The sequence below is a fragment of the Streptomyces cavernicola genome, from assembly GCF_029968035.1.
In the GTDB taxonomy this organism is placed as follows: domain Bacteria; phylum Actinomycetota; class Actinomycetes; order Streptomycetales; family Streptomycetaceae; genus Streptomyces; species Streptomyces cavernicola.
On sequence record NZ_JASCIQ010000026.1, the window covers coordinates 84713 to 108239 of the forward strand.

The 23527-nt window shown below is 71.1% G+C and carries 22 protein-coding genes; 12 read left to right on the top strand and 10 right to left on the bottom strand.

The window, feature by feature from the left end; translation table 11 throughout:
* Window position 1 precedes the first annotated feature (1 nt).
* The 7 genes from nadC to QIS96_RS23765 all read left to right on the top strand — a co-directional run bounded on the left by nadC (window position 2) and on the right by QIS96_RS23765 (window position 4405).
* Complete coding sequence (nadC, locus tag QIS96_RS23735; RefSeq protein ID WP_282544732.1) at window positions 2-1009, top strand: carboxylating nicotinate-nucleotide diphosphorylase; 1008 nt, start codon at window positions 2-4, stop codon at window positions 1007-1009.
* Window positions 1009-1806 carry a type III pantothenate kinase gene (locus QIS96_RS23740; RefSeq protein WP_282544733.1) on the top strand — a complete coding sequence of 266 codons (798 nt, stop codon included), beginning with the start codon at window positions 1009-1011 and terminating at the stop codon, window positions 1804-1806. Before nadC ends, QIS96_RS23740 begins: the two co-directional genes overlap by 1 nt.
* A 149-nt stretch (window positions 1807-1955) precedes the next feature.
* Complete coding sequence (locus QIS96_RS23745) at window positions 1956-2579, top strand: hypothetical protein (protein WP_282544734.1); 624 nt, start codon at window positions 1956-1958, stop codon at window positions 2577-2579.
* Window positions 2580-2592: 13 nt separating this feature from the next.
* Complete coding sequence (locus QIS96_RS23750) at window positions 2593-2784, top strand: hypothetical protein (RefSeq protein ID WP_282544735.1); 192 nt, start codon at window positions 2593-2595, stop codon at window positions 2782-2784.
* A gap of 100 nt (window positions 2785-2884) precedes the next feature.
* On the top strand, window positions 2885-3283 hold the full coding sequence (locus tag QIS96_RS23755) for a BlaI/MecI/CopY family transcriptional regulator (protein ID WP_282544736.1): 399 nt from the start codon (window positions 2885-2887) through the stop codon (window positions 3281-3283).
* Between the two features lie 9 nt (window positions 3284-3292).
* Window positions 3293-3835, top strand: a complete 543-nt coding sequence (locus tag QIS96_RS23760; protein ID WP_282544737.1) for an amino-acid N-acetyltransferase — start codon at window positions 3293-3295, stop codon at window positions 3833-3835.
* Window positions 3836-4069: 234 nt separating this feature from the next.
* Window positions 4070-4405 carry a histone-like nucleoid-structuring protein Lsr2 gene (locus QIS96_RS23765; RefSeq protein ID WP_282544738.1) on the top strand — a complete coding sequence of 112 codons (336 nt, stop codon included), beginning with the start codon at window positions 4070-4072 and terminating at the stop codon, window positions 4403-4405.
* Here the strand turns inward: QIS96_RS23765 and QIS96_RS23770 are convergent.
* Window positions 4384-4956 (bottom strand): SCO3374 family protein, encoded by a 573-nt coding sequence (locus tag QIS96_RS23770; RefSeq protein ID WP_282544739.1) that lies wholly within the window; start codon window positions 4954-4956, stop codon window positions 4384-4386. The genes QIS96_RS23765 and QIS96_RS23770 overlap by 22 nt on opposite strands.
* Before the next feature lie 441 nt (window positions 4957-5397).
* Between QIS96_RS23770 and QIS96_RS23775 the strand changes: the two genes are divergently transcribed.
* Together QIS96_RS23775 and QIS96_RS23780 are read left to right on the top strand one after the other, a co-directional pair.
* On the top strand, window positions 5398-7920 hold the full coding sequence (locus QIS96_RS23775; protein ID WP_282544740.1) for an ATP-dependent Clp protease ATP-binding subunit: 2523 nt from the start codon (window positions 5398-5400) through the stop codon (window positions 7918-7920).
* A gap of 806 nt (window positions 7921-8726) precedes the next feature.
* Complete coding sequence (locus QIS96_RS23780) at window positions 8727-9404, top strand: M23 family metallopeptidase (RefSeq protein WP_282544741.1); 678 nt, start codon at window positions 8727-8729, stop codon at window positions 9402-9404.
* Between the two features lie 23 nt (window positions 9405-9427).
* Here QIS96_RS23780 and QIS96_RS23785 read toward each other — a convergent pair whose 3' ends face one another.
* Complete coding sequence (locus QIS96_RS23785; protein WP_408907243.1) at window positions 9428-10033, bottom strand: TetR/AcrR family transcriptional regulator; 606 nt, start codon at window positions 10031-10033, stop codon at window positions 9428-9430.
* Window positions 10034-10178: 145 nt separating this feature from the next.
* Between QIS96_RS23785 and QIS96_RS23790 the strand changes: the two genes are divergently transcribed.
* Window positions 10179-11741 carry an MDR family MFS transporter gene (locus tag QIS96_RS23790; protein ID WP_282544742.1) on the top strand — a complete coding sequence of 521 codons (1563 nt, stop codon included), beginning with the start codon at window positions 10179-10181 and terminating at the stop codon, window positions 11739-11741.
* Between the two features lie 547 nt (window positions 11742-12288).
* On the opposite strand, the gene cseC is transcribed toward QIS96_RS23790, so the two are convergent.
* The 6 genes from cseC to QIS96_RS23820 all read right to left on the bottom strand — a co-directional run bounded on the left by cseC (window position 12289) and on the right by QIS96_RS23820 (window position 17648).
* A complete protein-coding gene (gene cseC, locus QIS96_RS23795) occupies window positions 12289-13677 on the bottom strand; it encodes a two-component system sensor histidine kinase CseC (protein WP_282544743.1) in 1389 nt (462 codons plus the stop codon).
* Between the two features lie 20 nt (window positions 13678-13697).
* Window positions 13698-14417, bottom strand: a complete 720-nt coding sequence (cseB, locus tag QIS96_RS23800; protein ID WP_282544744.1) for a two-component system response regulator CseB — start codon at window positions 14415-14417, stop codon at window positions 13698-13700.
* A 10-nt stretch (window positions 14418-14427) separates the two neighbouring features.
* Complete coding sequence (locus QIS96_RS23805) at window positions 14428-15069, bottom strand: hypothetical protein (protein ID WP_282544745.1); 642 nt, start codon at window positions 15067-15069, stop codon at window positions 14428-14430.
* A complete protein-coding gene (locus tag QIS96_RS23810) occupies window positions 15057-15605 on the bottom strand; it encodes a SigE family RNA polymerase sigma factor (RefSeq protein ID WP_282544746.1) in 549 nt (182 codons plus the stop codon). The genes QIS96_RS23805 and QIS96_RS23810 overlap by 13 nt, the downstream gene beginning before the upstream one ends.
* Window positions 15606-15952: 347 nt before the next feature.
* Window positions 15953-16873 carry an HhH-GPD family protein gene (locus QIS96_RS23815; RefSeq protein ID WP_282544747.1) on the bottom strand — a complete coding sequence of 307 codons (921 nt, stop codon included), beginning with the start codon at window positions 16871-16873 and terminating at the stop codon, window positions 15953-15955.
* A 76-nt stretch (window positions 16874-16949) separates the two neighbouring features.
* Window positions 16950-17648 (bottom strand): phosphatase PAP2 family protein, encoded by a 699-nt coding sequence (locus tag QIS96_RS23820; protein WP_282544748.1) that lies wholly within the window; start codon window positions 17646-17648, stop codon window positions 16950-16952.
* 170 nt (window positions 17649-17818) lie between these two features.
* Between QIS96_RS23820 and QIS96_RS23825 the strand changes: the two genes are divergently transcribed.
* Entirely contained in the window at window positions 17819-18631 is an 813-nt protein-coding gene (locus QIS96_RS23825) for a hypothetical protein (RefSeq protein WP_282544749.1), read from the top strand.
* A gap of 63 nt (window positions 18632-18694) precedes the next feature.
* On the opposite strand, the gene disA is transcribed toward QIS96_RS23825, so the two are convergent.
* Both disA and radA read right to left on the bottom strand, forming a co-directional pair.
* Window positions 18695-19819, bottom strand: a complete 1125-nt coding sequence (gene disA / locus QIS96_RS23830; protein WP_282544750.1) for a DNA integrity scanning diadenylate cyclase DisA — start codon at window positions 19817-19819, stop codon at window positions 18695-18697.
* A 266-nt stretch (window positions 19820-20085) separates the two neighbouring features.
* Entirely contained in the window at window positions 20086-21489 is a 1404-nt protein-coding gene (gene radA, locus QIS96_RS23835) for a DNA repair protein RadA (RefSeq protein ID WP_282544751.1), read from the bottom strand.
* A gap of 222 nt (window positions 21490-21711) precedes the next feature.
* Here radA and QIS96_RS23840 point away from each other — a divergent pair, with 222 nt between their 5' ends.
* The gene (locus QIS96_RS23840) at window positions 21712-23448 is read left to right on the top strand and encodes a BACON domain-containing protein (RefSeq protein WP_282544752.1); all 1737 of its coding nucleotides are present in this window, start codon (window positions 21712-21714) and stop codon (window positions 23446-23448) included.
* Window positions 23449-23527 lie beyond the last annotated feature (79 nt).

The window sequence follows — 23527 nt, forward strand, 5'->3', positions numbered from 1 at the left end:
AGTGAGCACCCCCGACCTCCCCCTCGCCGAGACCGGCGGCTGCGGCGACGGCTGCGGCTGTTCGGCCGACGCCGACGAGACCGTCACGGAGTGCGGTCTCGACCCCGCGCTCGCCGCCCTCATCGTCCAGGACGGCCTCGACCCCGTCCTGGTGGAGGACATCGCCCACATGGCGCTCGCCGAGGACCTCGACGGCGGCGTGGACGTCACCTCGGTCGCCACCATCCCCGAACAGGCCGTCGCCACCGGCGACTTCACCGCGCGCGAGGACGGCGTGGTGGCGGGCCTCAGGGTCGCCGAGGCGGTCCTCTCCGTGGTCTGCACGGAGGCCTTCGAGGTCGAGCGGCACGTCGAGGACGGCGACCGCGTGCAGGCCGGCCAGAAGCTCCTCAGCGTCACCACTCGCACGCGCGACCTGCTCACCGGCGAGCGCAGCGCCCTGAACATCCTGTGCCGCCTCTCCGGCATCGCCACCGCCACGCGCGCGTGGGCGGACGTTCTGGACGGTACGAAGGCCAAGGTGCGGGACACCCGCAAGACCACCCCCGGCCTGCGCGCCCTGGAGAAGTTCGCGGTCCGCTGCGGCGGCGGCGTCAACCACCGCATGTCCCTCTCGGACGCCGCGCTGGTGAAGGACAACCACGTGGTCGCGGCCGGCGGCGTCGCCCAGGCCTTCAACGCCGTACGCGAGCGCTTCCCGGACCTGCCGATCGAGGTGGAGGTCGACACCCTGCACCAGCTGCGCGAGGTGCTCGACGCGGGCGCGGACCTGATCCTCCTGGACAACTTCACGCCCGCCGAGACCGAGGAGGCCGTCGCCCTGGTGGACGGCCGCGCGCTCCTGGAGTCCTCCGGCCGCCTCGCCCTCGACAACGCGCGCGCGTACGCGGAGACGGGCGTCGACTACCTGGCGGTGGGCGCCCTCACGCACAGCTCGCGCATCCTCGACATCGGCCTGGACCTGCGCGAGGCCGACAACGGGGCGGACGGCGCGGGGGAGGCCGTCTGATGCTCCTGACCATCGACGTGGGCAACACCCACACGGTCCTCGGCCTCTTCGACGGCGAGGAGATCGTCGAGCACTGGCGCATCTCCACCGACGCCCGCCGCACCGCCGACGAGCTCGCCGTCCTGCTCAACGGCCTGATGGGCATGCACCCACTGCTCGGCGAGGAGCTCGGCGACGGCATCGACGGCATCGCCATCTGCGCCACGGTCCCCTCGGTCCTGCACGAGCTGCGCGAGGTCACCCGCCGCTACTATGGCGACGTCCCTGCGGTCCTGGTCGAGCCCGGCATCAAGACCGGCGTGCCGATCCTGATGGACAACCCCAAGGAGGTCGGCGCGGACCGCATCATCAACGCGGTCGCCGCCGTCGAGCTCTACGGCGGCCCGGCCATCGTCGTCGACTTCGGCACGGCCACGACCTTCGACGCGGTCTCCGCGCGCGGGGAGTACGTCGGCGGCGTGATCGCCCCCGGCATCGAGATCTCCGTCGACGCCCTCGGCGTCCGAGGCGCCCAGCTCCGCAAGATCGAGCTGGCCCGCCCGCGCAGCGTCATCGGCAAGAACACCGTCGAGGCCATGCAGTCCGGCATCCTCTACGGCTTCGCGGGCCAGGTCGACGGCGTCGTCAACCGCATGGCCCGCGAGCTGGCCGACGACCCCGAGGACGTCACCGTGATCGCCACCGGCGGCCTCGCCCCGATGGTCCTCGGCGAGTCCACGGTCATCGACGAGCACGAGCCCTGGCTGACCCTGATAGGCCTCCGCCTGGTCCACGAACGCAACGTCGCCCGCAGCTAGCCGGCAGCAGCCGTCGTACGGGCAGGGCGGATGCCGTCGTACGGGCAGGGCGGATGCCGTCGTACGGGCGCGCACGCACGCGTGCGCGCCCGGCGCGCCACCTGATCGCATTTAGTCGATTTTGTCCGATTAGCGCGTATCGTCGGCCCATGCCCACGCCATACGGATCCCGCGGCGGCATGGCGTTCAGCGCAGACGAGCTGCGTGTGCTCCGACGCGCCCTCGCCGTCGCCCTCCATCCCAGCAAGGCCGCCTCCGTCGCCGACGTCCAGGACTGCCTGGATCTCTCCGACGGCATCAACGAGGCGATCGACGAAGGGGCCCGCCTGCGCGCCTTCCTCATCGCCGACCTCGGCCGCTACCGCGCCGCGCTCCCCGGCACCGCCGCCGGCTACCTCCAGCTCCTCGCCGACGCCCTCGCCGCAGGCCACCGCCCGGAGGTGGACGACCTGGCCGCCCTGCGCGCCCTGCGCGGCAACCCGGTCGCGGCCGCCCTCCTCGACCGCTGCCGCGCCCTCGCCGAGCACGACGTACGCACCGAGATCGCGGCCCCGCGGGTGCCCGCCTCGCGGGGGCGCCTCCTCGCGCTGCCCGGCGGGCGCTCCGAGGGCGACAAGCCGGCCGCGGAACCGAAGAAGCCCGTGCCCCAGCGCACCGGACCGCCCCGCCCCGTACCCACACCGGCCGAGGTCTTCCCACCGAAGCGCCGTCCCGCGGCGCCCGGCGAGAGGGACGAACCGGCCGCCCCGTCACAGACGCTCGCCGCCGGATAGCTACTCTGGGGGCATGGACTACGTCTCCGCGCTCCTGCCCCCCGTAGGGATGGCGATCTTCTTCACCGCCCTCATCGTCGTCATCGTGAAGACCCAGGGCGGCGCCAACAAGGCCAAGGAGGACGGGGCCGTCGATGCCGCCATGGCCCGCGCCGAGAGCGTGCGCCAGGCCCAGCAGAGCAGCCCCAAGACCGGCGACGCCTGACCGTCCCCGAAGCGGCACCCCGCGCGTACGGCTCACTCATTTTCGAGCCGTACGCCCTTTTTGCTCCCGAAATGGCGGCAACTCCCACTATTGTTCAGGTGTGCCTCGCCCCTTGGGAGAACTCGAAGACGCCGTGATGACGCGGGTTTGGAAGTGGAACCGCCCGGTCACGGTTCGAGAAGTCCTGGAAGACCTTCAGCAGGAACGGTCCATCGCCTACACGACGGTCATGACCGTTTTGGACAATCTCCATCAGAAGGGCTGGGTACGGCGAGAAGCGGAAGGCCGTGCCTATCGATATGAGGCGGTCTCCACGCGTGCCGCCTACGCCGCCGCGCTCATGAACGACGCCTGGTCGCAGAGCGACAACCCCGCGGCCGCTCTCGTCGCCTTCTTCGGCATGATGTCGCCGGAACAGCGCGAAGCCCTCAGTGACGCCGTTCGCATGGTGCAGGGACCCGAGAACCCCGGCGCGGCGGAGAGCGGCACAGGGCGATAGCGTCCGGACATGCCAGCAGAGATCCCCGCGTATCGCGATGCACCCGCAAAAGCCGTCACCATCCGCAGGGCGCGAACCAGTGATGTCCCCGCGGTGCGCGACCTCATCGACTCCTACGCGGGCAACGGCATCCTCCTCGACAAAGCAACGGTGACGCTTTACGAGGACATCCAGGAGTTCTGGGTCGCAGAACGCGACGACAACGCACAGGTGGTCGGCTGCGGTGCGTTGCACGTGATGTGGGAAGACCTCGCCGAAGTGCGCACACTGGCCGTGAACTCCGATGTCAAGGGTTCCGGAGTGGGGCATCAACTGCTCGGCAAGTTGGTGCAGACCGCGCGTTGGATCGGTGTGCGCAAGGTTTTCTGTCTCACCTTCGAAGTGGACTTCTTCGTCAAGCACGGCTTCGTCGAGATCGGCGAGACTCCGGTCGACACAGATGTCTACAGTGAGCTGCTTCGGTCCTATGACGAAGGCGTTGCGGAGTTCCTCGGTCTCGAACGAGTGAAACCGAACACCTTGGGCAACAGTCGCATGCTTCTGCACCTCTGACCATCGCCTCGGGTTTATAGCGCCCGCACCCATCGCCGTACCTACACCGCGGTGCTATGTCCGAAACGCGCACGTTTCAAGGGCTCTTGAGGTCTCAGTCCCAACCCGGGGGTTTGTGTTTTTCCGGCAAAAGCGGTTTGCTTTCCGACGTACTCCATATAACCGGGGCCCGGGAAAGCGCGGCGGACGCGCCGCCTAGTGCGGGACCTGAAGTTATCGATGAAAGGAAATCCGGTGGCACAGAAGGTTCAGGTCCTTCTTGTCGACGACCTCGACGGCGGCGAGGCGGACGAGACCGTGACGTTCGCTCTGGACGGCAAGCAGTACGAAATTGACCTCACCACCGCCAACGCGGACAAGCTCCGGGGTCTCCTCGAGCCTTACGTGAAGGGTGGTCGTCGCACCGGAGGTCGTTCCGCGGGTGCTCGCGGCAAGGCGCGCACCGCTTCCGCCGGTGGTGAGAACACCGCGCAGATCCGCGCCTGGGCGAAGGAGAACGGCTACGAGGTCAACGACCGCGGCCGTGTCCCCGCCTCGATCCGCGAGGCCTACGAGAAGGCCAACGGCTGAGCGCTCGCGCGCAGCAACCGGAGCCGGTGGCACTGAGTCGCCGCCGCTTCCACGAGTCGTACGAGATCGGGAGCGCCCGAGTGCCTCCCGAGACCGGTGAGAGCCGACAGCGTCGGCAGGGTCGGCTCCACCTCGCGCCCCGGACCTGGGGGCCGCAGCCACACGGCGGCTTCCCGGGGGCCGGGCCGGCCGGGCGGCAGCGGTGCGGGAACCAGACCGCCCGCTCCCACGGCCCGCAGATCCCGTGCGAGGTCGCCCCACTCGAGCCATTCGAGCAGTCCGGGCAGCTCGTCGGCGCTGCCTGCGGCGACCAGGAACCGCACCGTGTTCCCGTCGAGCGCCACCGGGCCCGTCGCGGCCGCGGCGCCGAGCCGCCGCAGGACGGCGAAGCCCGCGTCGGCGGGGACCTCCAGGACGTCGAAGCGCAGCCCCGCCACCAGCTGAGCCGGCGGCCCCGCGGTCGTCGCCCAGCCGAGCTCGTTCTCGTACCACTGCTGCACCGGGTCGCCGGGGGCGGCGGGCTTGCGCGGGAGCGGGATCGCGGGCGACATGCCTGGAGCAACTCCCGGCGGCACCACGGGTTACGCAGCGTGCGTGACCGGATGCGATACGTGTCCGAAAACGGGGCGTGCGCGGCACTCGGGAGGCGCAAGGGTGTTCGCCCGTAGCGGAGGGAACCAGTGCGCGCCGCATGGAGTGTCAGTCCGTACGGGTAAGACATTCCTAGTGGAGAGGGGCGACACGCGGGCTCGGACGTCTCACGTTCGCCATCGGCGTACTGGCGATGGGGGTAACTGCCTGGCCTGCGGGAACATCGTCTCGCACCATCGGGTTGGAGTGGATGTCGGCGTTCGTGGCAGGAGATCCCCCGGGAAGTAGGGCCGGGTGTCGGCAGTTGGAATGAGCGGTCCCCGCTTGCGGGACTAAGCTGCGGAAGGACAGGGAGGGGACCGACCCCTTTACTGCCTGACCGCTCTGAGGAGCGATTAACGATGTTCGAGAGGTTCACCGACCGCGCGCGGCGGGTTGTCGTCCTGGCTCAGGAAGAAGCCCGGATGCTCAACCACAATTACATCGGCACCGAGCACATCCTCCTGGGCCTGATCCACGAGGGTGAGGGTGTCGCCGCTAAGGCCCTGGAGAGCCTCGGGATTTCGCTCGAGGCGGTCCGCCAGCAGGTGGAGGAGATCATCGGTCAGGGCCAGCAGGCCCCGTCCGGGCACATTCCCTTCACCCCCCGTGCCAAAAAGGTCCTGGAGCTTTCGCTCCGCGAGGCCCTTCAGCTGGGCCACAACTACATCGGCACGGAGCACATCCTGCTCGGCCTGATCCGCGAGGGCGAGGGCGTCGCCGCCCAGGTCCTCGTGAAGCTGGGCGCCGATCTCAACCGGGTGCGGCAGCAGGTCATCCAGCTGCTCTCCGGTTACCAGGGCAAGGAGACCGCCACCGCCGGCGGTCCTGCCGAGGGCACGCCCTCCACGTCCCTGGTCCTCGACCAGTTCGGCCGGAACCTCACCCAGGCCGCTCGTGAGTCCAAGCTCGACCCGGTCATCGGGCGCGAGAAGGAGATCGAGCGGGTCATGCAGGTGCTGTCCCGTCGTACGAAGAACAACCCGGTCCTGATCGGTGAGCCCGGCGTCGGCAAGACCGCCGTCGTCGAGGGCCTCGCTCAGGCCATCGTCAAGGGCGAGGTGCCCGAGACGCTCAAGGACAAGCACCTCTACACCCTGGACCTCGGCGCGCTGGTCGCCGGCTCCCGGTACCGCGGTGACTTCGAGGAGCGCCTGAAGAAGGTCCTCAAGGAGATCCGCACCCGCGGCGACATCATCCTGTTCATCGACGAGCTGCACACGCTCGTGGGTGCGGGTGCCGCCGAGGGCGCCATCGACGCCGCTTCGATCCTGAAGCCGATGCTGGCCCGCGGTGAGCTCCAGACCATCGGCGCCACCACGCTCGACGAGTACCGCAAGTACCTGGAGAAGGACGCCGCGCTCGAGCGCCGCTTCCAGCCCATCCAGGTCGCCGAGCCGTCGCTGCCGCACACCATCGAGATCCTCAAGGGCCTGCGCGACCGGTACGAGGCGCACCACCGTGTGTCCATCACCGACGAGGCGCTCGTCCAGGCCGCGACCCTGGCCGACCGGTACATCTCGGACCGCTTCCTGCCGGACAAGGCGATCGACCTGATCGACGAGGCCGGCTCCCGGATGCGCATCCGCCGGATGACCGCGCCGCCGGACCTCCGCGAGTTCGACGAGAAGATCGCCGGCGTCCGCCGCGACAAGGAGTCCGCGATCGACTCGCAGGACTTCGAGAAGGCCGCGTCCCTGCGCGACAAGGAGAAGCAGCTCCTGTCCGCGAAGGCCAAGCGGGAGAAGGAGTGGAAGGCCGGCGACATGGACGTCGTCGCCGAGGTCGACGGCGAGCTGATCGCCGAGGTCCTCGCGACCGCCACCGGCATCCCGGTCTTCAAGCTGACCGAGGAGGAGTCCTCGCGTCTGCTGCGCATGGAGGACGAGCTGCACAAGCGCGTCATCGGCCAGAACGACGCGGTCAAGGCGCTCTCCAAGGCCATCCGGCGTACGCGTGCGGGCCTCAAGGACCCGAAGCGTCCCGGCGGTTCGTTCATCTTCGCCGGCCCGTCCGGTGTCGGTAAGACCGAGCTGTCCAAGGCGCTCGCCGAGTTCCTCTTCGGCGACGAGGACGCGATGATCTCCCTCGACATGTCGGAGTTCAGCGAGAAGCACACCGTCTCGCGCCTCTTCGGCTCGCCCCCCGGCTACGTCGGGTACGAGGAGGGCGGTCAGCTCACCGAGAAGGTGCGCCGCAAGCCGTTCTCCGTGGTCCTGTTCGACGAGGTCGAGAAGGCCCACCCGGACATCTTCAACTCGCTCCTGCAGATCCTGGAGGAAGGTCACCTGACCGACTCCCAGGGCCGGGTCGTGGACTTCAAGAACACGGTCATCATCATGACGACCAACCTCGGCACCCGGGACATCTCCAAGGGCTTCAACCTGGGCTTCGCGGCCCAGGGCGACACGAAGACCAACTACGAGCGCATGAAGAACAAGGTCTCGGACGAGCTCAAGCAGCACTTCCGCCCCGAGTTCCTCAACCGTGTCGACGACGTCGTCGTCTTCCCGCAGCTCAGCCAGGAAGACATCCTGCGGATCGTCGACCTGATGATCGACAAGGTGGACGAGCGCCTGAAGGACCGGGACATGGGCATCGAGCTCTCCCAGTCCGCCAAGGAGCTCCTCGCCAAGAAGGGTTACGACCCGGTCCTGGGCGCCCGGCCGCTGCGCCGCACGATCCAGCGCGAGGTCGAGGACAGCCTGTCGGAGAAGATCCTCTTCGGCGAGCTGCGCCCCGGTCACATCGTGGTCGTCGAGACGGAGGGCGAGGGTGAGCAGCAGACCTTCACCTTCCGCGGCGAGGAGAAGTCGACGCTGCCGGACGTGCCTCCGGTGGACGCGGCCGCGGGTGGGTCCGGTCCGGACCTGACCAAGGGCTGAGTCGGCAGTAGACCGTCAGGGGCCGGCCCCGAACCGAGAGATCGGTTCGGGGCCGGTCCCTTTTCGCGCGCCTGAGGGCGGCCGCTGCGGGCGGGCTGCGGGGTACGTCCGAAGGCCGCGGGGCGCGCCCTGACGCGACGCCCCTCCGCCCCGGAAGCGGCGTGCCCGGCGGCTCACGGCCCCCGCCGCGCGTAGCCGTGCCGCCGCGCGAAGCTGTGCCGCCGAGCGGGGCCCGAGACCCGAGCCCCGAGCCCGAGACGCGAGCCCCGGACGGGTCCCCGAACCCCATCGGAGGGGAGCTCCGAACCGCGCTCGGAGAGCGTCGCGAACCCCTCTCCGACCTGGCGATTCGAGTAGCCCGGGTCACATCGCGGGGTGGTTCGATCTTGCTGCCCGGTGACATGACGCACAGGCGTTTCGAGGGGTACTAGCCGGAATAGTTGGCGCATGCCCTGGGGTGCGGGGGACCTTCGGGAAGCAACCCTCGGGACTAAAGTCCTGAACCGGGCAAGTTGGGCGCAACTGGGGCGTTCATGTCCGTCAATAAGCCTCTGAAGTGGGTGTAAACACCACATCCCAGATCATTTCCAGAGGTCTCCGGAAGGGGGCCCAAAGGGCGTCAAGAGGGCATCGTTCCCATGCCTTCGTACGAGCTTTGGTAGTAGATGGGGTGTTTGAGCGGAGCCGTGGGGGCGGGTTACCAAGGTGGGGCAGCCCGGTCGCAGAGGTTCGTCGGCCGGGTCCGCTCATGTCTTTGCTCCGGACGCCGATGTCCGGACCGCCCCCACCCCCTGGAGGTCATCCGAATGTCGAAGCGCGCCGAGTCCCACATCTCCAAGTCCTCGCTGTTCCGTAACCGGGCGGCCGTTCTCGCCGCTGGTGTCGGCGTGGCGGCGACGCTCGGCGCGGGTGTCTCGATGGCTGCCGAGCAGGGCGCGGGCCTGACCGGTCCCGCCGCTTCCATCGAGGCGCAGGCCAAGGCTCAGGGCCAGGCCGCCGCGAAGAAGGCCGAGGCCGCCGCCAAGAAGCAGGCCGAGGCGAAGGCCGCTGCCAAGAAGAAGGCTTCCGGCTGGGGCAACCCGGTCGAGAAGTACACGCTCAGCGCCAGCTACGCGCAGGCCGGTGGCATGTGGTCGCACAAGCACTCCGGCCAGGACTTCGCCGTGCCGGTCGGCACCAAGGTCACGGCCGTGCACAACGGCACCGTCGTCAAGGCCGGCCCGAACGGCGCCGGTGACGGTCCCGCGTACGGCAACGCTGTGGTGATCAAGCACGAGAACGGCCGCTACTCGCAGTACGCGCACCTGTCGAAGGTCGGCGTCAAGATCGGCCAGAAGGTGAAGACCGGCCAGGAGATCGCCCGCTCCGGCAACACCGGCAACTCCAGCGGCCCGCACCTGCACTTCGAGATCCGTACATCCCCGAACTACGGCTCGGCGATCAACCCGGTCACCTTCATGCGCTCGCTCGGCGTGACGTTCTGACCCGGCAGCTGAACAAGCGCTGACTAGCGCTCCGTCTCCCGGTCCGTGTGGGCCTGGGTGACCAGATCGGTGGCGACCTCGAGGATGGCCCTGCGCTTCTCCTCGGGGTCGCCTTCGACGTCCTTGAGGGCGAAAAGGCCGGCGTGCATGGAGAACAGCGCGCTGAAGCAGCGGACCTGGTCGGTCAGCGGGGCGTCCGGCTCACGCAGCACGTCGAGCAGGCGCAGCATCCGGGCCTTGAAGTCCTCGCCGGTGCGCAGCTCGCGCATCGTCGCCTGGTTCTCCTGCATGAACCGGAAGAGGCGTTCCGCTCCGGCGAGCGCCTCGCTGTAGCGGCGCAGGATCTCCTGCTTGGTCTCCAGGGTGCGCGGCTGCTCGCCCGCCCACTCGATCAGCTCGTCGATCGGCCGCGTCAGGTCCTCGAAGAGGCTGTCGAGGATGTCTTCCTTGGTCTTGAAGTGGTAATAGAGCGCGGCCTTGGTGACCTCGAGCCGCTCCGCGATCTCCCGCAGCGAGGTCTTCTCGTACCCGCGCTCCGCGAAGAGCTCCAGGGCGACGTCCTGAATGCGCTGCCGCGTGTTGCCCCGGCGGGGGCGGGCGCCTTCGTTGTTACTCATCGTGGTCTCCATGCGGCTGCGCTCGGCCGTCGTCGTACGGGACATGTTCCGTACGACCATGGAACATGAACTTACTTGACGCCCGGCTAGTTGGCGGTCTAGCTTCCCTATCGTAACCAACTAGCCGGGCGGCAAGTAAGTACGGGGAGTGATCTCGATGGCGATATCCGAGGCCGCGAGGGCGGCCGAGCCGGGGAAACAGGCGGCCGAACCGCCGAAGCGCAGCGTGCGGGTGGTGCTGCTCGCGCTGATGATCGCGATGCTGCTCGCGATGCTGGACAACATGATCATCGGCACTGCGATGCCGACGATCGTCGGTGAGCTCGGCGGTCTGGAGCACCTATCCTGGGTGGTCACCGCGTACACGCTCGCCACCGCCGCATCCACCCCGATCTGGGGCAAGCTCGGCGACATGTATGGGCGGAAGGGCACCTTCCTCACCTCGATCGTGATCTTCCTGATCGGCTCCGCGCTCTCCGGAATGGCCCAGGACATGGGCCAGTTGATCGGCTTCCGCGCGGTCCAGGGCCTCGGCGCCGGCGGTCTGATGGTCGGCGTCATGGCGATCATCGGCGACCTGATCCCGCCCCGCGAGCGCGGCCGCTACCAGGGCATGATGGCCGGCGTGATGGCCCTCGCCATGATCGGCGGGCCGCTGGTCGGCGGCACCATCACCGACCACCTCGGCTGGCGCTGGTCCTTCTACATCAACCTGCCGCTCGGTGCGATCGCCCTCGCCATGGTCACGATCGTCCTGCACCTGCCGAAGAAGCGCTCGCGGGCCCGGATCGACTACCTGGGCGCGGCGCTTCTGACCATCGGCATCACGGCGATCGTGCTCGTCACCACGTGGGGCGGTACGGAGTACGCCTGGGGCTCGACCATGATCGTCGGGCTCTCGGTGCTCGGGGTGGTCTCGCTCGGCGCGTTCCTGTACTCGCAGACGCGGGCGGCCGACCCGATCATGCCGCTGCACATCTTCCGCAGCCGCAACTTCACGCTGATGTCCGTGATCGGCTTCATCACCGGCTTCGTGATGTTCGGAGCGGTGCTGTTCCTGCCGCTCTACCAGCAGTCCGTGCAGGGCGCCTCGGCCACCAACTCCGGCCTGCTGCTTCTGCCGATGCTGCTCGCGATGATGGTGGTCTCGCTGATCGCCGGCCGGGTCACCACGAACAGCGGCAAGTACAAGATCTTCCCCATCGCGGGCGGCGCCCTGATGGTCGTGGGCTTGTTCCTGCTCGCCCAGATGGACACCGGCACGTCCCGGCTGACCTCCGGGATCTACATGGCGGTGCTCGGTGCGGGCATGGGGTTCCTGATGCAGATCACCATGCTGGTGGCGCAGAACAGCGTCGAGATGAAGGACATGGGCGTCGCGTCCTCGTCGACCACGCTCTTCCGTACGCTCGGCAGTTCCTTCGGCGTCGCCGTCATGGGCGCGCTGTTCAACAACCGGGTCGCCCATGAGATGGCGGAGCGGGTGCCGGGCGGGGGCGGTGCGCTGCCCAACGCTCAGCTGGACGCGGCGAGCCTGGCGAAGCTGCCGGAGGCGATGCGGGAGGCGTACCAGTTCGCTGTGTCGTCCGGTACGCATGGGGCGTTCCTGCTGGGGTCTGCGATTGCGGTACTGGCGTTTCTTGCGGCGTTGTTCGTCAAGGAGGTGCCGTTGAAGGGGGCGGGGCCGCGGCGGGAGGCTGCGGCTGAGTCGGTGGGCTAGGTCGTCCGGGGCTGGTCCCTGTCCGGGGCTCCCTTGTCCGGGGCTCGGCCCTTGTTCGGGGCTGCCGCCCCGGGCCCCGCGCCCTTGTTCGGCCTTCGGCCTTGTCCTCAAGCGCCGGACGGGCTGATTTGGCTCCCCTCCCCGCCCCTTCCCGAAAGCCTGCGGCGCCGTTGATCGCCCTTCGGGCTCGTCCTCAAACGCCGGACGGGCTTGATTTGGGCAGCAGCGCCAAGCGCGCCGGACAGGCTGGGCTTGGCCTGAGGACCCAGACCAAGCGCGCCGGGCGGGCCGGAAGTGGCCCGGACAACGGTGGTCGAACGCCGCACGGGCCTGGCTTGGCGCCGGGCACCAGACCAAGCGCGCCGGACGGGCCGGAAGTGGCCCGAGGCGGCAGCGTCAAGCGTGCCGGACAGGCTGGGTTTGGCCGGGGCAGGCACCAGACCAAACTCGTCGGGCGGGTTGGAAGCGGCCCGAGGTGCCGGACCAAGCCCGCGGACAGGGCTGGATCAGGTCCGGGGGCGGGGGCCCGGCATCAAGCGCGCAGTGTTCAAGGGCTCGACGGACCGGAGGCGCTTCCGGGGGCCAGGCCCAAGGTGCCCAATTCCGGCATCGGGTAGCTGCCCGTGCTCGTGGGGGCGTGTTCCGGGAGCCACAGGACTGCCACCGCGCCCTCCGCCGGGCCGTCGCCGTGGTCCGGGCCGACGTTGCGGAAGGTCAGGCGGGCGCCGAGGACCCGGGCCTGGCCTGCGGCGATGGTGAGGCCGAGGCCGTGGCCGTGGCCCGCGCGGTCGGTGGAGCCGGTACGGAAGCGGCTCGGGCCCTCGGCGAGGAGGTCCTCGGGGAAGCCGGTGCCGTGGTCGCGTACGCGGATGACGCGGCCCTCGACGGAGATCTCGATCGGGGCGCCGCCGTGCTTGGTGGCGTTGGCGAGGAGGTTGCCGACGATCCGCTCCAGGCGGCGCGGGTCGGTGGTCACCTCGGACTCGTGCACCACCCGCACCTCGACGTCCGGGTACATGGCGCGGACCCGGCGCGATATGAACTCGCCGAGCGTGATGTCCTGCAGCTCGGCCCGCTCGGACGCGCCGTCCAGGCGGGCGACTTCGAGCACGTCCTCGACCAGGGTGCGCAGCGCCTGCGCGCGGTCCTTGACCAGCTCGCTCGGCCGGCCCTCCGGCAGCAGCTCGGCCGCGGTGAGCAGTCCGGTGACCGGGGTGCGCAGCTCGTGCGCGATGTCGGCGGTGACCCGGCGCTCCGCCTCGTACCGCTGTTTCAGGGCGTCGGCCATGGCGTCCACGGCGCGCGCCAGGTCGTCGGTCTCGTCGCGTACGACACCGCCTATGGCGTCGCGGACGCGGACCTCGGTCTGGCCCTGGGCGACCATGTGCGCGGCGGCCGCGGCCTCGCGCAGGCGGCGGGAGAGCTGGCCGCCGATCAGCACGCCGAGGGCGCAGCCGCCGAAGACGACCGCGATCGAGCCGATGATCAGGGCCTGGTCGAGGTCCTTCATCACGGTGGCGCTGCGGTCGGTGAAGCGGGAGTGGAGCGAGAGTATGTGGCCGCCGCTCACCGGGGTCGCGGCCCAGATGTCCGGGGCGCCGTTCGTCTCCTGGACGTGGGTGGCGCGGCGGCCGGCCTCGGCCTTGGCGCGCAGTTCGGGCGGCAGTTCGGGGTCGTCGATCTTGCTCTGCAGGCGCGGGCTCTTGGAGGACTCGTAGAGCCGCTGTGCCATCTGGAGCTGGGTGTCCTGCAGATCGCGGGCGTTGTCCAGCATCGAGACGCGCGCCGCGTTGTGCACGACGAGGCTGAGCGCGATCGCCACCAGCGCGCCGACCAGCGCGATCGCCGCGCTCAGCTTCCAGCGCAGGCCCGTGCGCAGCCCCTTGGGGAGTTCGGTCAGGCGGCGTCCGCTCAGCCTCAGCCCGGTCAGCCTCATCGCTCGAGCGTCATCCCCCGTCATCCCTTGAGCTTGTAGCCGAAGCCGCGGACGGTCTCGATCCGGTCCTGGCCGATCTTGGTGCGCAGGCGCTGCACATGGACGTCGACGACGCGGGTGTCCCCGCCCCAGCCGTAGTCCCACACCCGCTCCAGGAGCTTGTCGCGGGACAGGACCGTGCCGGGCGCCGCCGAGAACTCCAGGAGCAGCCGCATCTCGGTGGGCGTCAGGGCGACATGGGCGCCGCCGCGCCGCACCTCCATGCCCTCCGTGTCCACCTCCAGGTCGCCGAAGACAAGGACGCCGCCGCCGACCCGGCCGTCGCCGTCGTTCGCAGCGGCCCCCGCGCCGCCCGCCGACCCGCCCGCGTGCCCGAACCGCCGAAGGACGGCCCGGATACGGGCGACGAGCACGGCACCGTCGAACGGCTTCGTCACGTAGTCGTCCGCGCCGGCCTCCAGGCCGAGGACCACGTCGATGGAGTCGGCCCGCGCGGAGAGCATGATCACCGGCACCGTCGACTCGTCCCGGATGCGCCGGCACAGCGAGACGCCGTCGAGCCCCGGCACCATCACGTCGAGCAGCGCGATGTCCGGCTGGTTCGACCGGAACGCCGCCAGGCCGGACAGGCCGTCGGGCATGGCGGTGACCACGAAGCCGTCGCGCTCCAGGGCGAGCTGCGTCGCTTCGCGGATGACGTCGTCGTCCTCGACGAACAGGACATGGGTCTGCTCGGCCATCCGCTCGCTCTCAGTTCTCGGGCGCGGGTCTGACATCGCCGCCCGCGCTGCCGTATCGGTTGGTCCAGTGCCTGGTCTGTACGAAGGCGCCGTCCCGCCACTCGTAGAGGGTGATGTCCTCCCCGGAGGGCAGGGCCACCGAGTCGTCCTTCTCGTACGTCTGGCGTGTGACGGTCAGTCCGTCCCGGTCGATCTCGGCGTACGACGCGGGCTCCTCGGTGCGGAAGACATTCTCGTACGCCCCGCCCTTGGCGCGATACACATAGGAGCCGATACCGATGGCGTCCGAGCAGGTCAGGACGTTGACGACGACGTCGTTGCGGGATCCGCCGGTCAAGTTCCCGTAGCTCACGTCCACCGGGTACGAGTCGCCCGCGCAGGGCTTCAGATCGGCCTTGACCGCCTTGCTGACCTTGGGGTCCTCGCGCACGAGCCGGATCGGGTCGACCGCGTGCTCCTTGCCGGGGGTGGCGGCCGGGGCCGGTGAGCCCTGGGCGACCTGGTCGCTGCGGGCCGGGCCCTCGTCGCGCGTGCCGGTGCCGCCCGTGCTGCAGGAGGCGAGGGTGCACACACAAAGGGCGAGGGCGGCGAGCGCCGCCGCACTCGCCGCCTTGGGTCCCTTGGGTCCGCCGAGCCGTTTCAGGCCGTGCAACGCTCCCGCTCCTTCACTCCGAGCACGCCGTCCGCACCGGTCTCGGCATTGCGGCTCTCCAGCTCCTGGCGGAGCCGGGCGAGTGCTCGGTGCAGCGTGCTCTTGACCGTACCGGCCGACATTCCGAGGGCGGCAGCCGTCTCCTCGGTCGACATCTGCTCCCAGTGTCGCAGGACGACCACGCTGCGCTGCTTGGGGGCGAGGACCTTGAGCACGTCCATCAGGAGGGCGCGGTCCGCGTGCTGCTCGGTGGAGTCGTCGACGCTGGCGTCCGGCAGCTGCTCGGTCGGGACCTCCTCCAGGCGCCGGGCCCGCCACCACTCGGTCCGCGTATTGATCATCACGCGGCGGAGATAGGCGTCCGCGAGCCGCTTGTCGGCTATCCCGTCCCAGCGGTGGTACGTCCGCACGAGCGCGGTCTGCAGCAGGTCCTGGGCGTCCACCGGGTCGGGCACGAGGCGGCGGGCGCTGCGCAGCAGGGCGTCCTGCCGGGTACGGACGTACTCCTCGAATTCGAGCACCTCGCCGTGCGCCATTCTCAACCGCCTCCGTTCTCACACCTGCATCCGAAGTGGAACCGGATGTCTCTCCGGTACATCTCCGAAGCTACGGACGCGGTGTAACGAGGCTTCGCGAAGGAGCCTGCGGGGGACGCACGGCTACCCCTCGGTTGTGTAACAGGGGCGAGCGGACCTAAGAATTCCCGGCGTTATGCCTGGTCAGACAGCATTTGCGCGGTGTAAGGCCAGTGTAGGGAAATGATTTGCAGGCGCACGCTCCGATGCGCGCCCCCGGGTGCGCGCCTCCGGGCGTACGGCCCCGGGGCACGGCGAAGGCCCGCACGACCAAAGCCGTGCGGGCCTTCAGCGTCGTACGTACGGACTCAGCTCAGCGGCAGCCGGTACAGGCCGCCGGGCAGCGGCTCGACCAGCCCGTCCGACACCAGGCCGTCCAGCGCGCGGGCCCGCTGCACCGGCTCGTCCCACACCCGGTCGAGCGCGGCCTGCGGCACCGGCGCCACGGCCTCCCGCAACACGGCGAGCAGCTTGCCGCGGACCTGCCGGTCGGTGCCCGCGTACGTCTGGCCGCGCCGGGCGGGGCCTTCGTGCGCGGGCTTCCCGGCGAGGCGCCACGTGCACTGGCCGGCGATCGGGCAGCGCGCGCAGTCCTCGTTCTTCGCCGTGCAGACCAGCGCGCCGAGCTCCATCGAGGCGGCCGCCCAGCGCGCGGCGCGCTCCTCGTCCTCGGGCAGCAGGGCGCGGGCCAGCTTCCGCTCGGCGGCGGTGGTGGCGTTCGGCGGGTACTGCACGCCGGTCGCCGCCCGCGCGAACACCCGGCGCACGTTCGTGTCGAGCACCGCATGCCGCTGCCCGTACGCGAACGAGGCCACGGCCGCCGCCGTGTACTCGCCGATGCCGGGCAGCGCGAGCAGCTGCGCGTGCTTGCGCGGTACGTCGCCGCCGTGCCGTTCGGTTATCGCCACGGCCGCGCCGTGCAGGCGCAGCGCGCGGCGCGGGTAGCCGAGCCGGCCCCAGGCGCGGACCGCCTCGCCGGGCGGTTCCTTGGCCAGGTCCGCGGGGCGCGGCCAGCGCGCGAGCCACTGCTCGTACACCGGCAGGACCCGGCTGACCGGGGTCTGCTGCAGCATGAACTCGCTGACCATCACGCCCCACGGGCCCGCTTCGGGGCGGCGCCAGGGCAGGTCGCGTGCGTGCGACTCGAACCACGCGATGACGGGTGCGTGGAGCGAGTGCGACGCGTCGGGAGCGTCGGGGGCTTGGGGGGTTGAGGTGGTCGCAGTCATGGCACGGCGAGTGTCCCACGGGCGAGTTGGGGGCGGGGACATTGCCGTGCCGTACGCCGTCCACCGCCCCGTCGCCTCAGTGGGTCCGCTCGCCCTGGTACGGGGCGGGCTGCGGGGCCGCGGACGCGTGCCCGGCGAGCGCGTCACCCGCCGCGGCGCGGTCACCGGGACCGGCGAACCAGCGCACCGCCTGCGTTGACGAACCGCGCAGCGCGAGGGCGACCCGCGCACCGGGCCGGGCGCCGAGGCGGACCACCAGGAACGCCACGAGCGCGCCGAGCAGCAGGCCGATCGCCACGTCGTGCGGGTAGTGCACGCCGACGAAGACCCGCGAGAACGCCATGAGCACCGCCATCGGCAGCGTCAGCCAGGCGAGCGAGCGCCAGGCGAGGACCAGGGCGACGGCCGCGGCGCCCGCGATCGTGGAGTGGTTGCTGGGGAACGACCAGTCGCCCACCTCCGGGCACTCCACCAGGGCGGCGGCCGCGCCCGCCACGGCCCGGCACGGCCGCTCCTCGTCCACGGCCGACTTGATCAACTCGCTGACCACATAGGCGAATGCGGTGGCGAGCGGGGCCAGGACCGATATCGCCAGGGCGCGCGGATCGCCGCGCCGCGCACGCCACCAGGCCGCTGCGAAGAGCACGCCGAAGAGCAACAGCCCGGCCTCGGTCCATACTTCGGCCAGGGTCTGCAGCCAGGCCGGGGTGTCGTGGGCGAAGCCGATGATGTCGCGATAGAGGTCGGAGGTGTCGACCGGAGTGTTGCTTTCCATGCTCTCCATGGTCGTGGACGCCGCGGACCGCTCCGACCAGCGGGCCACCCGCCGGTGTGCTGCTCTGCGGTTCCGAGGTGTCGCGCTGCGGGCTGATGATCCGTAAAAGTCCGGGCCCAGGGCGGCGGGTGGGGCGGGAGTCGGGGCCGTTCTCTCGTAAGGTTTGGGCCGTGGGATCTCTGCGTAATCCGATCGGGCCGCTTCCCTCCTCCATCTACTGGCGCCGGAGGGCGGTTCTGCTGTCCGTCGTCGGCGTGCTCGCGCTGTTGGTCGTCTGGGCCGTCACCGGCGGTGGCGGCAGCGACACCGGCGGATCGGGTACGCCGGACGGCAAGGGACCCGCGCCGTCCATCACTCCCGGACCTTCCGGTTCCGGCCCCGCGATCAGTGAACAGCCGGGCGGACGCGATGAGTCGGGCGAGGGCGGCGGCTCGGGCGAGGGTTCCGGTTCGGGAGCGGGTGCGGGCTCCGGTGCGGGCGACGGCGGTGATGCGGGCGGAGTCGGCGGCGCCACCGGCGACGTGGGAGAGAACGGCGTCGTCGACGGCTCCGGTACGCGCGTCCCGGCGGGCGCGGCGCTCGCCAACTGCACGCCGTCCCAGGTGATGTGGACCCTGCGCAGCGTCCGCAACGCGTACGAGCCGGGCCAGAAGCCGAAGTTCGAGATGATCGCGGAGAACACCTCGGGCACCCCCTGCAAGCTCGACGTCGGCCCCGAGGGAACGGTCCTGACGATCACTCAGGCCGAGGGCGGCGACGTCCTGTGGGCCTCGGACGACTGCCCGCGCGGCCCCGGCCATCTGTTCCTGAAGGTGGCCCAGGGCGGGAAGTTCACGCACGCCGTGGAGTGGGACCGCAAGCCGAGCGAGGAGCAGTGCGCCACCCCGCGCCCCGGTTCGGCGGAGCCGGGCACGTACCTGGTCGAGGCGAAGACGCCGGGGATGCCGACGGCGCGGGCGTCGTTCGTCCTCAAGGAGGCGTGAGCAGAGGCCTGTTCGGCCTTTGCGGACGGGAGGCGGGGGCTGGGGCGGCGCCCCGGGCCCCTGCTACACGTACCGCTCCAGGATCGAGGACTCCGCCAGGCGGGAGAGGCCCTCGCGGACGCTGCGCGCGCGGGCCTCGCCGACGCCGTCCACCGTCTGCAGGTCGTCCACGCTGGCGGCGAGCAGCTTCTGCAGGCCGCCGAAGTGCTCCACCAGACGGTCGATGATCGCGCCGGGCAGCCGCGGCACCTTCGCGAGCAGTCGGAAGCCGCGCGGGGACACTGCGGAGTCGAGCGTCTCGGGCGAGCCCGTGTACCCCAACGCCCTTGCCACTATGGGAAGTTCGAGCAGCTCGGGGTGGGTCAGCTCGTTCAGTTCGTGCAGCGCTTCCTCGACGGTGCGGGAACGCTTCGCGGTCGGCGCGGGCACATAGTCCCGTACGACGAGTTCGCGCTCCGGCTCGACGCCCGCGATCAACTCGTCGAGCTGCAGGGCGAGAAGGCGACCGTCGGTGCCGAGCTCCACCACGTACTCGGCGATCTCGGTGGCGATGCGGCGGACCATCTCCAGGCGCTGGGCGACCGCCGTCACGTCCCGGACCGTCACCAGGTCCTCGATCTCCAGGGCGGAGAGCGTGCCCGCGACCTCGTCCAGGCGGAGCTTGTACCGCTCGAGCGTGGCCAGGGCCTGGTTGGCGCGGGACAGGATCGCGGCGGAGTCCTCCAGGACGCGGCGCTGCCCGTCGACGTACAGCGCGATCAGGCGCATCGACTGGGAGACCGAGACCACCGGGAAGCCGACCTGCTTGCTGACCCGGTCCGCCGTGCGGTGCCGGGTGCCGGTCTCCTCGGTGGGGATCGTCGGGTCCGGCACGAGCTGGACGCCGGCCCGCAGGATCTTGGAGAGGTCCGACGAGACGACGATGCCGCCGTCGAGCTTGCAGAGCTCGCGCAGTCGCGTCGCGGTGAACTCCACGTCGAGCACGAAGCCGCCGGTGCACATCACCTCGACGGTCTTGTCCGAGCCGAGCACGATGAGTCCGCCGGTGTTGCCCCGCAGGATGCGCTCGAGGCCGTCGCGCAGTGCCGTACCGGGCGCGACCGCGCTCAGCGAGGCGCGCATCAGCCCATCGGAGCCGGAGCTCCCACCCGACTTGCCGGGAGCTGCCGCCCGGTCATTGGCTGCCACTGCACTCCTCCGGTCGCGGTTTCCTTGCCCTCGGTGTGTACGGAACGCCTGGTGCGCGGTGCCGTACGGCCCTTGCTCGTACGGCCCCTGGTTCGTACGGGTGGGCGAGACCGGGGCAAAGTCTACCGGCGGTCCCAGGCCGTGTCCGCAGAGTCCCGCCTGCCCAGAGACGCCCGGCACACACGCTCCGGACGCCGCGGTGGGCGCAGTTCGGGCGGACGGGGAGATTCCGCTGTGGCGTCACCCAAGAGCCGCGGCGGCGTCGCCTAAGAGCTCTGCTCCTCCTTCGGCGCTCTGCGGCGGGACTTGGGGAGGACCCGCAGCGCATCTCCCATGTCGGCGACTTCGGTGACCTTCATGCCGGCCGGGACCTTGCCCGGGTCGCTCGGCACCAGTGCGTGCGTGAAGCCGAGGCGGTGGGCCTCGGCCAGCCTGCGCTGGACGCCCGTGACGCGTCTGACCTCGCCCGCGAGGCCGACCTCGCCGATCGCGACCAGGTTCTTCGGCAGCGGGGTGTCGCTCGCGGCGCTCGCCAGGGCGAGGGCCACGGCCAGGTCGGCGGCGGGCTCGGAGAGCTTCACGCCGCCGACCGTCGCGCTGTAGATGTCCCTTTTGCCCAGGGCGCTGATACGACCGCGCTGTTCGAGCACGGCGAGCATCATCGAGACGCGGGAGGTCTCCAGGCCCGACGTCGTACGCCTGGGGGAGGGGATCTGCGAGTCGACCGTCAGCGCCTGGACCTCGGCGACCAGTGGGCGGCGGCCTTCGAGGGTGACGGTCAGACAGGTGCCGGGGACCGGCTCGGCGCGGCGGGTGAGGAACAGGCCGCTGGGGTCGGCGAGTCCGGTGATGCCCTCGTCGTGCAGCTCGAAGCAGCCGACCTCGTCCGTCGCCCCGTAACGGTTCTTGACGCCGCGGACCAGGCGCAGGCGCGCGTGCCGGTCGCCCTCGAAGGAGAGGACCACGTCCACCAGGTGCTCCAGGAGGCGGGGGCCCGCGATGTTGCCGTCCTTCGTGACGTGGCCGACGAGGAGCGTGGACATGCCGCGTTCCTTGGAGGCGCGGATCAGGGCGCCCGCCACCTCGCGCACCTGGGCCATGCCGCCGGGGGCGCCGTCGATCTCCGGCGAGGCGACCGTCTGCACCGAGTCCAGGATCAGGAGCGAGGGCTTCACCGCGTCCAAGTGGCCCAGAACGGCGGCGAGATCGGTCTCGGCGGCCAGGTACAGGTGGTCGTTCAGGGCGTTGATGCGGTCGGCGCGGAGCCGGACCTGGCTCGCGGACTCCTCGCCCGTCACATACAGCGTGCGGTGGTCGTCGCTCGCCGCCTTCGCCGCGACGTCGAGCAGCAGCGTGGACTTGCCGACGCCGGGCTCGCCCGCGAGCAGCACCACGGCGCCGGGCACCAGGCCGCCGCCGAGCACCCGGTCCAGCTCGTCCACACCGGTGGAGCGGGCCGTGGCCTGGCGGCCGTCGACCTGGCCGATGGGCAGGGCGGAGTTGGTGACGCGGCCGGGGGCCGTCGTGCGGACCGCGGGCGCGCCGTACTCCTCGACCGTGCCCCAGGCCTGGCATTCGGGGCAGCGGCCGAGCCACTTGGCCGTCTGCCAGCCGCACTCCGTGCAGCGGTACGACGGACGGTCCTTGGTGGATTTCGTACGGGCAGCCATGTGCGAAACCGTAGCGGGAGCCACTGACAACGCGGGCCGGGGGCGGTCGTGGCCGTGCTCGCGGGGGCTGTGCACCGGGGCGTGCTTCTGTGCGACCCCTGCTCGGCCGGTGCGCTGGAATGGGGCGTTCCTGTCCCCTTTCGAGGGATCTGTTCACCCGTAAGGATTAAAGGTCCGCAAGCGGGCGGACCGCCCCTGCCCCCGGCCCCTACGGTCGCACGCGTGACGACCAGTAGCCCGGAGCATCCCACCAAGACCACCGGCGCACACCGGGCGCACCGTCGTGCGCCCAGGACCGTCCCGCAGGAACCGTCGGCGCGCCACGAGCCTTATCTGGACGGCCTGTTCACGTACTGCCTGTCCGTGCTGTGCGACCACGACGCCGCGACGGCCGCGCTCGGCGACGTCCTCGCGCTCGCCGAGCGGCGCTCGTCACGCGCCCCCGAGAAGGCGGCCGCCCGCCGCGCGTGGCTGTACGCGCTCGCGCGCTGGGCCTGTCTGCGGCGGCTCGCTGAGGCCAAGCGGAAGCGGCAGGGCGGCGCCCATGTGGCGGGCCGGGCCGCGCAGAGCGGCGGTGGAGCGGCCGTGCCCGACGCCGTCGAGGGCGAGCGGCGCCGCCAACTCGCCCTGCTCGCCTGGCCGGAGGCGGCCGGCACCACGCCCGAGCAGCGCGAGGCCCTGGAGCTCGCGGTCCGGCACGGCCTGTCGGCCGGGGAGGTCGCCTCGGTGCTCGGTCTCGAAGGGGATGCCGCGCGTGAGCTGCTCGCCGCCGCGGCCTGCGAGGTGGAGCGCACCCGGGCCGCGCTCGCCGTCGTCGAGACCGGCGCCTGCCCGAGCATCGTCCGGCTCACCGGCGACCAGCAGGTGTTCCTGGGCGCCGCGCTGCGCCGCGAGCTCGTCCGGCACGTCGACGACTGCCCGCGCTGCCGTCGTACGGCCGAGCGCGCCGGGGCCGCCGCCTGGCCCGGCACCTCCGCCGCGCCCGCCGCGCTGCCCGTGGTCCCGGCGCCGCGCGACGCCGTGCACGGGGCGATGGCGCGGGCACCACGCGCGCGTGCGCACGCCCCGCGGTTCGACCGGCGGGGCTTCCCGATGGACCCCAAGGACCACGCGGCCCGCCGGGACCGGATGCGCGCCCGCGCGGTGACGACGACGGTCGTGGCCACCGTCGTCGCGGCCCCGGTGCTCGCCCTGTGGGCGGCGTACCGAGGTGCGCCGCTGACCGGCGAGGCCATGGACGGCCGCTCGGTCACCGCGAGCGAGGGCGGCGCCACCGGCCTGGACGGCGACCGCGCGGACCACTACGAGAACGCGGGCAACGCGCGCAGCGAGCCCGACCCCCGGTTCACCGAGGACAAGCGGTCGCCGGACGTCTCGGTCGAGGTGATCAGCCCCGGCGCCGCACCTTCGCGCACCGGCGTGGGCCCCGGCCGCCTCACCGTGGACGCGCAGCCCAGCGGCGGTTCGACGCTCATCACGCTGACCGCCTCGGGCGGCGCGCCGGTGCACTGGTCGGCGTACGAGGGCGCGTCCTGGCTGTGGCTGAGCCGGACGTCCGGGGTGCTCGAACCCGGCGAGTCCACGACGGTGCGGGTGTACGTCGACGAGAGCCGGGAGCCCGCGGGCACGTGGCACGCGCGCGTGCGGATCGGTCCGGGCGACTCGGTGGTGGTGATCGACGGTCGTGGCGCGGGCTCCCTCTCGCCCAGCGATCCGGGCCGCCCCACCTCGCCGACGCCCACCGACCCGAGCCCCACGGACCCCACGCCGACCGACCCGACGCCCACGGACCCGAGCCCCACCGACCCGTCGCCGACGGACCCGGGCCCGACGGATCCGGGCCCGACCGATCCCACGCCGAGCCCGACGAGCCCGTCGCCGACGGGGTCGCCCACCGGTTCGCCCACAGAGCCGACGACGAGCCCGTCGGACACCGGCTCACCGAGCCGGTCCGGCTGAGCAGTGACGGTTCAGCAGCCCCGGCAGTGACGGTTCAGCAGTCCGGCCGGGGCTGCGGCGCGCAGGTCGGGCCGGCAGG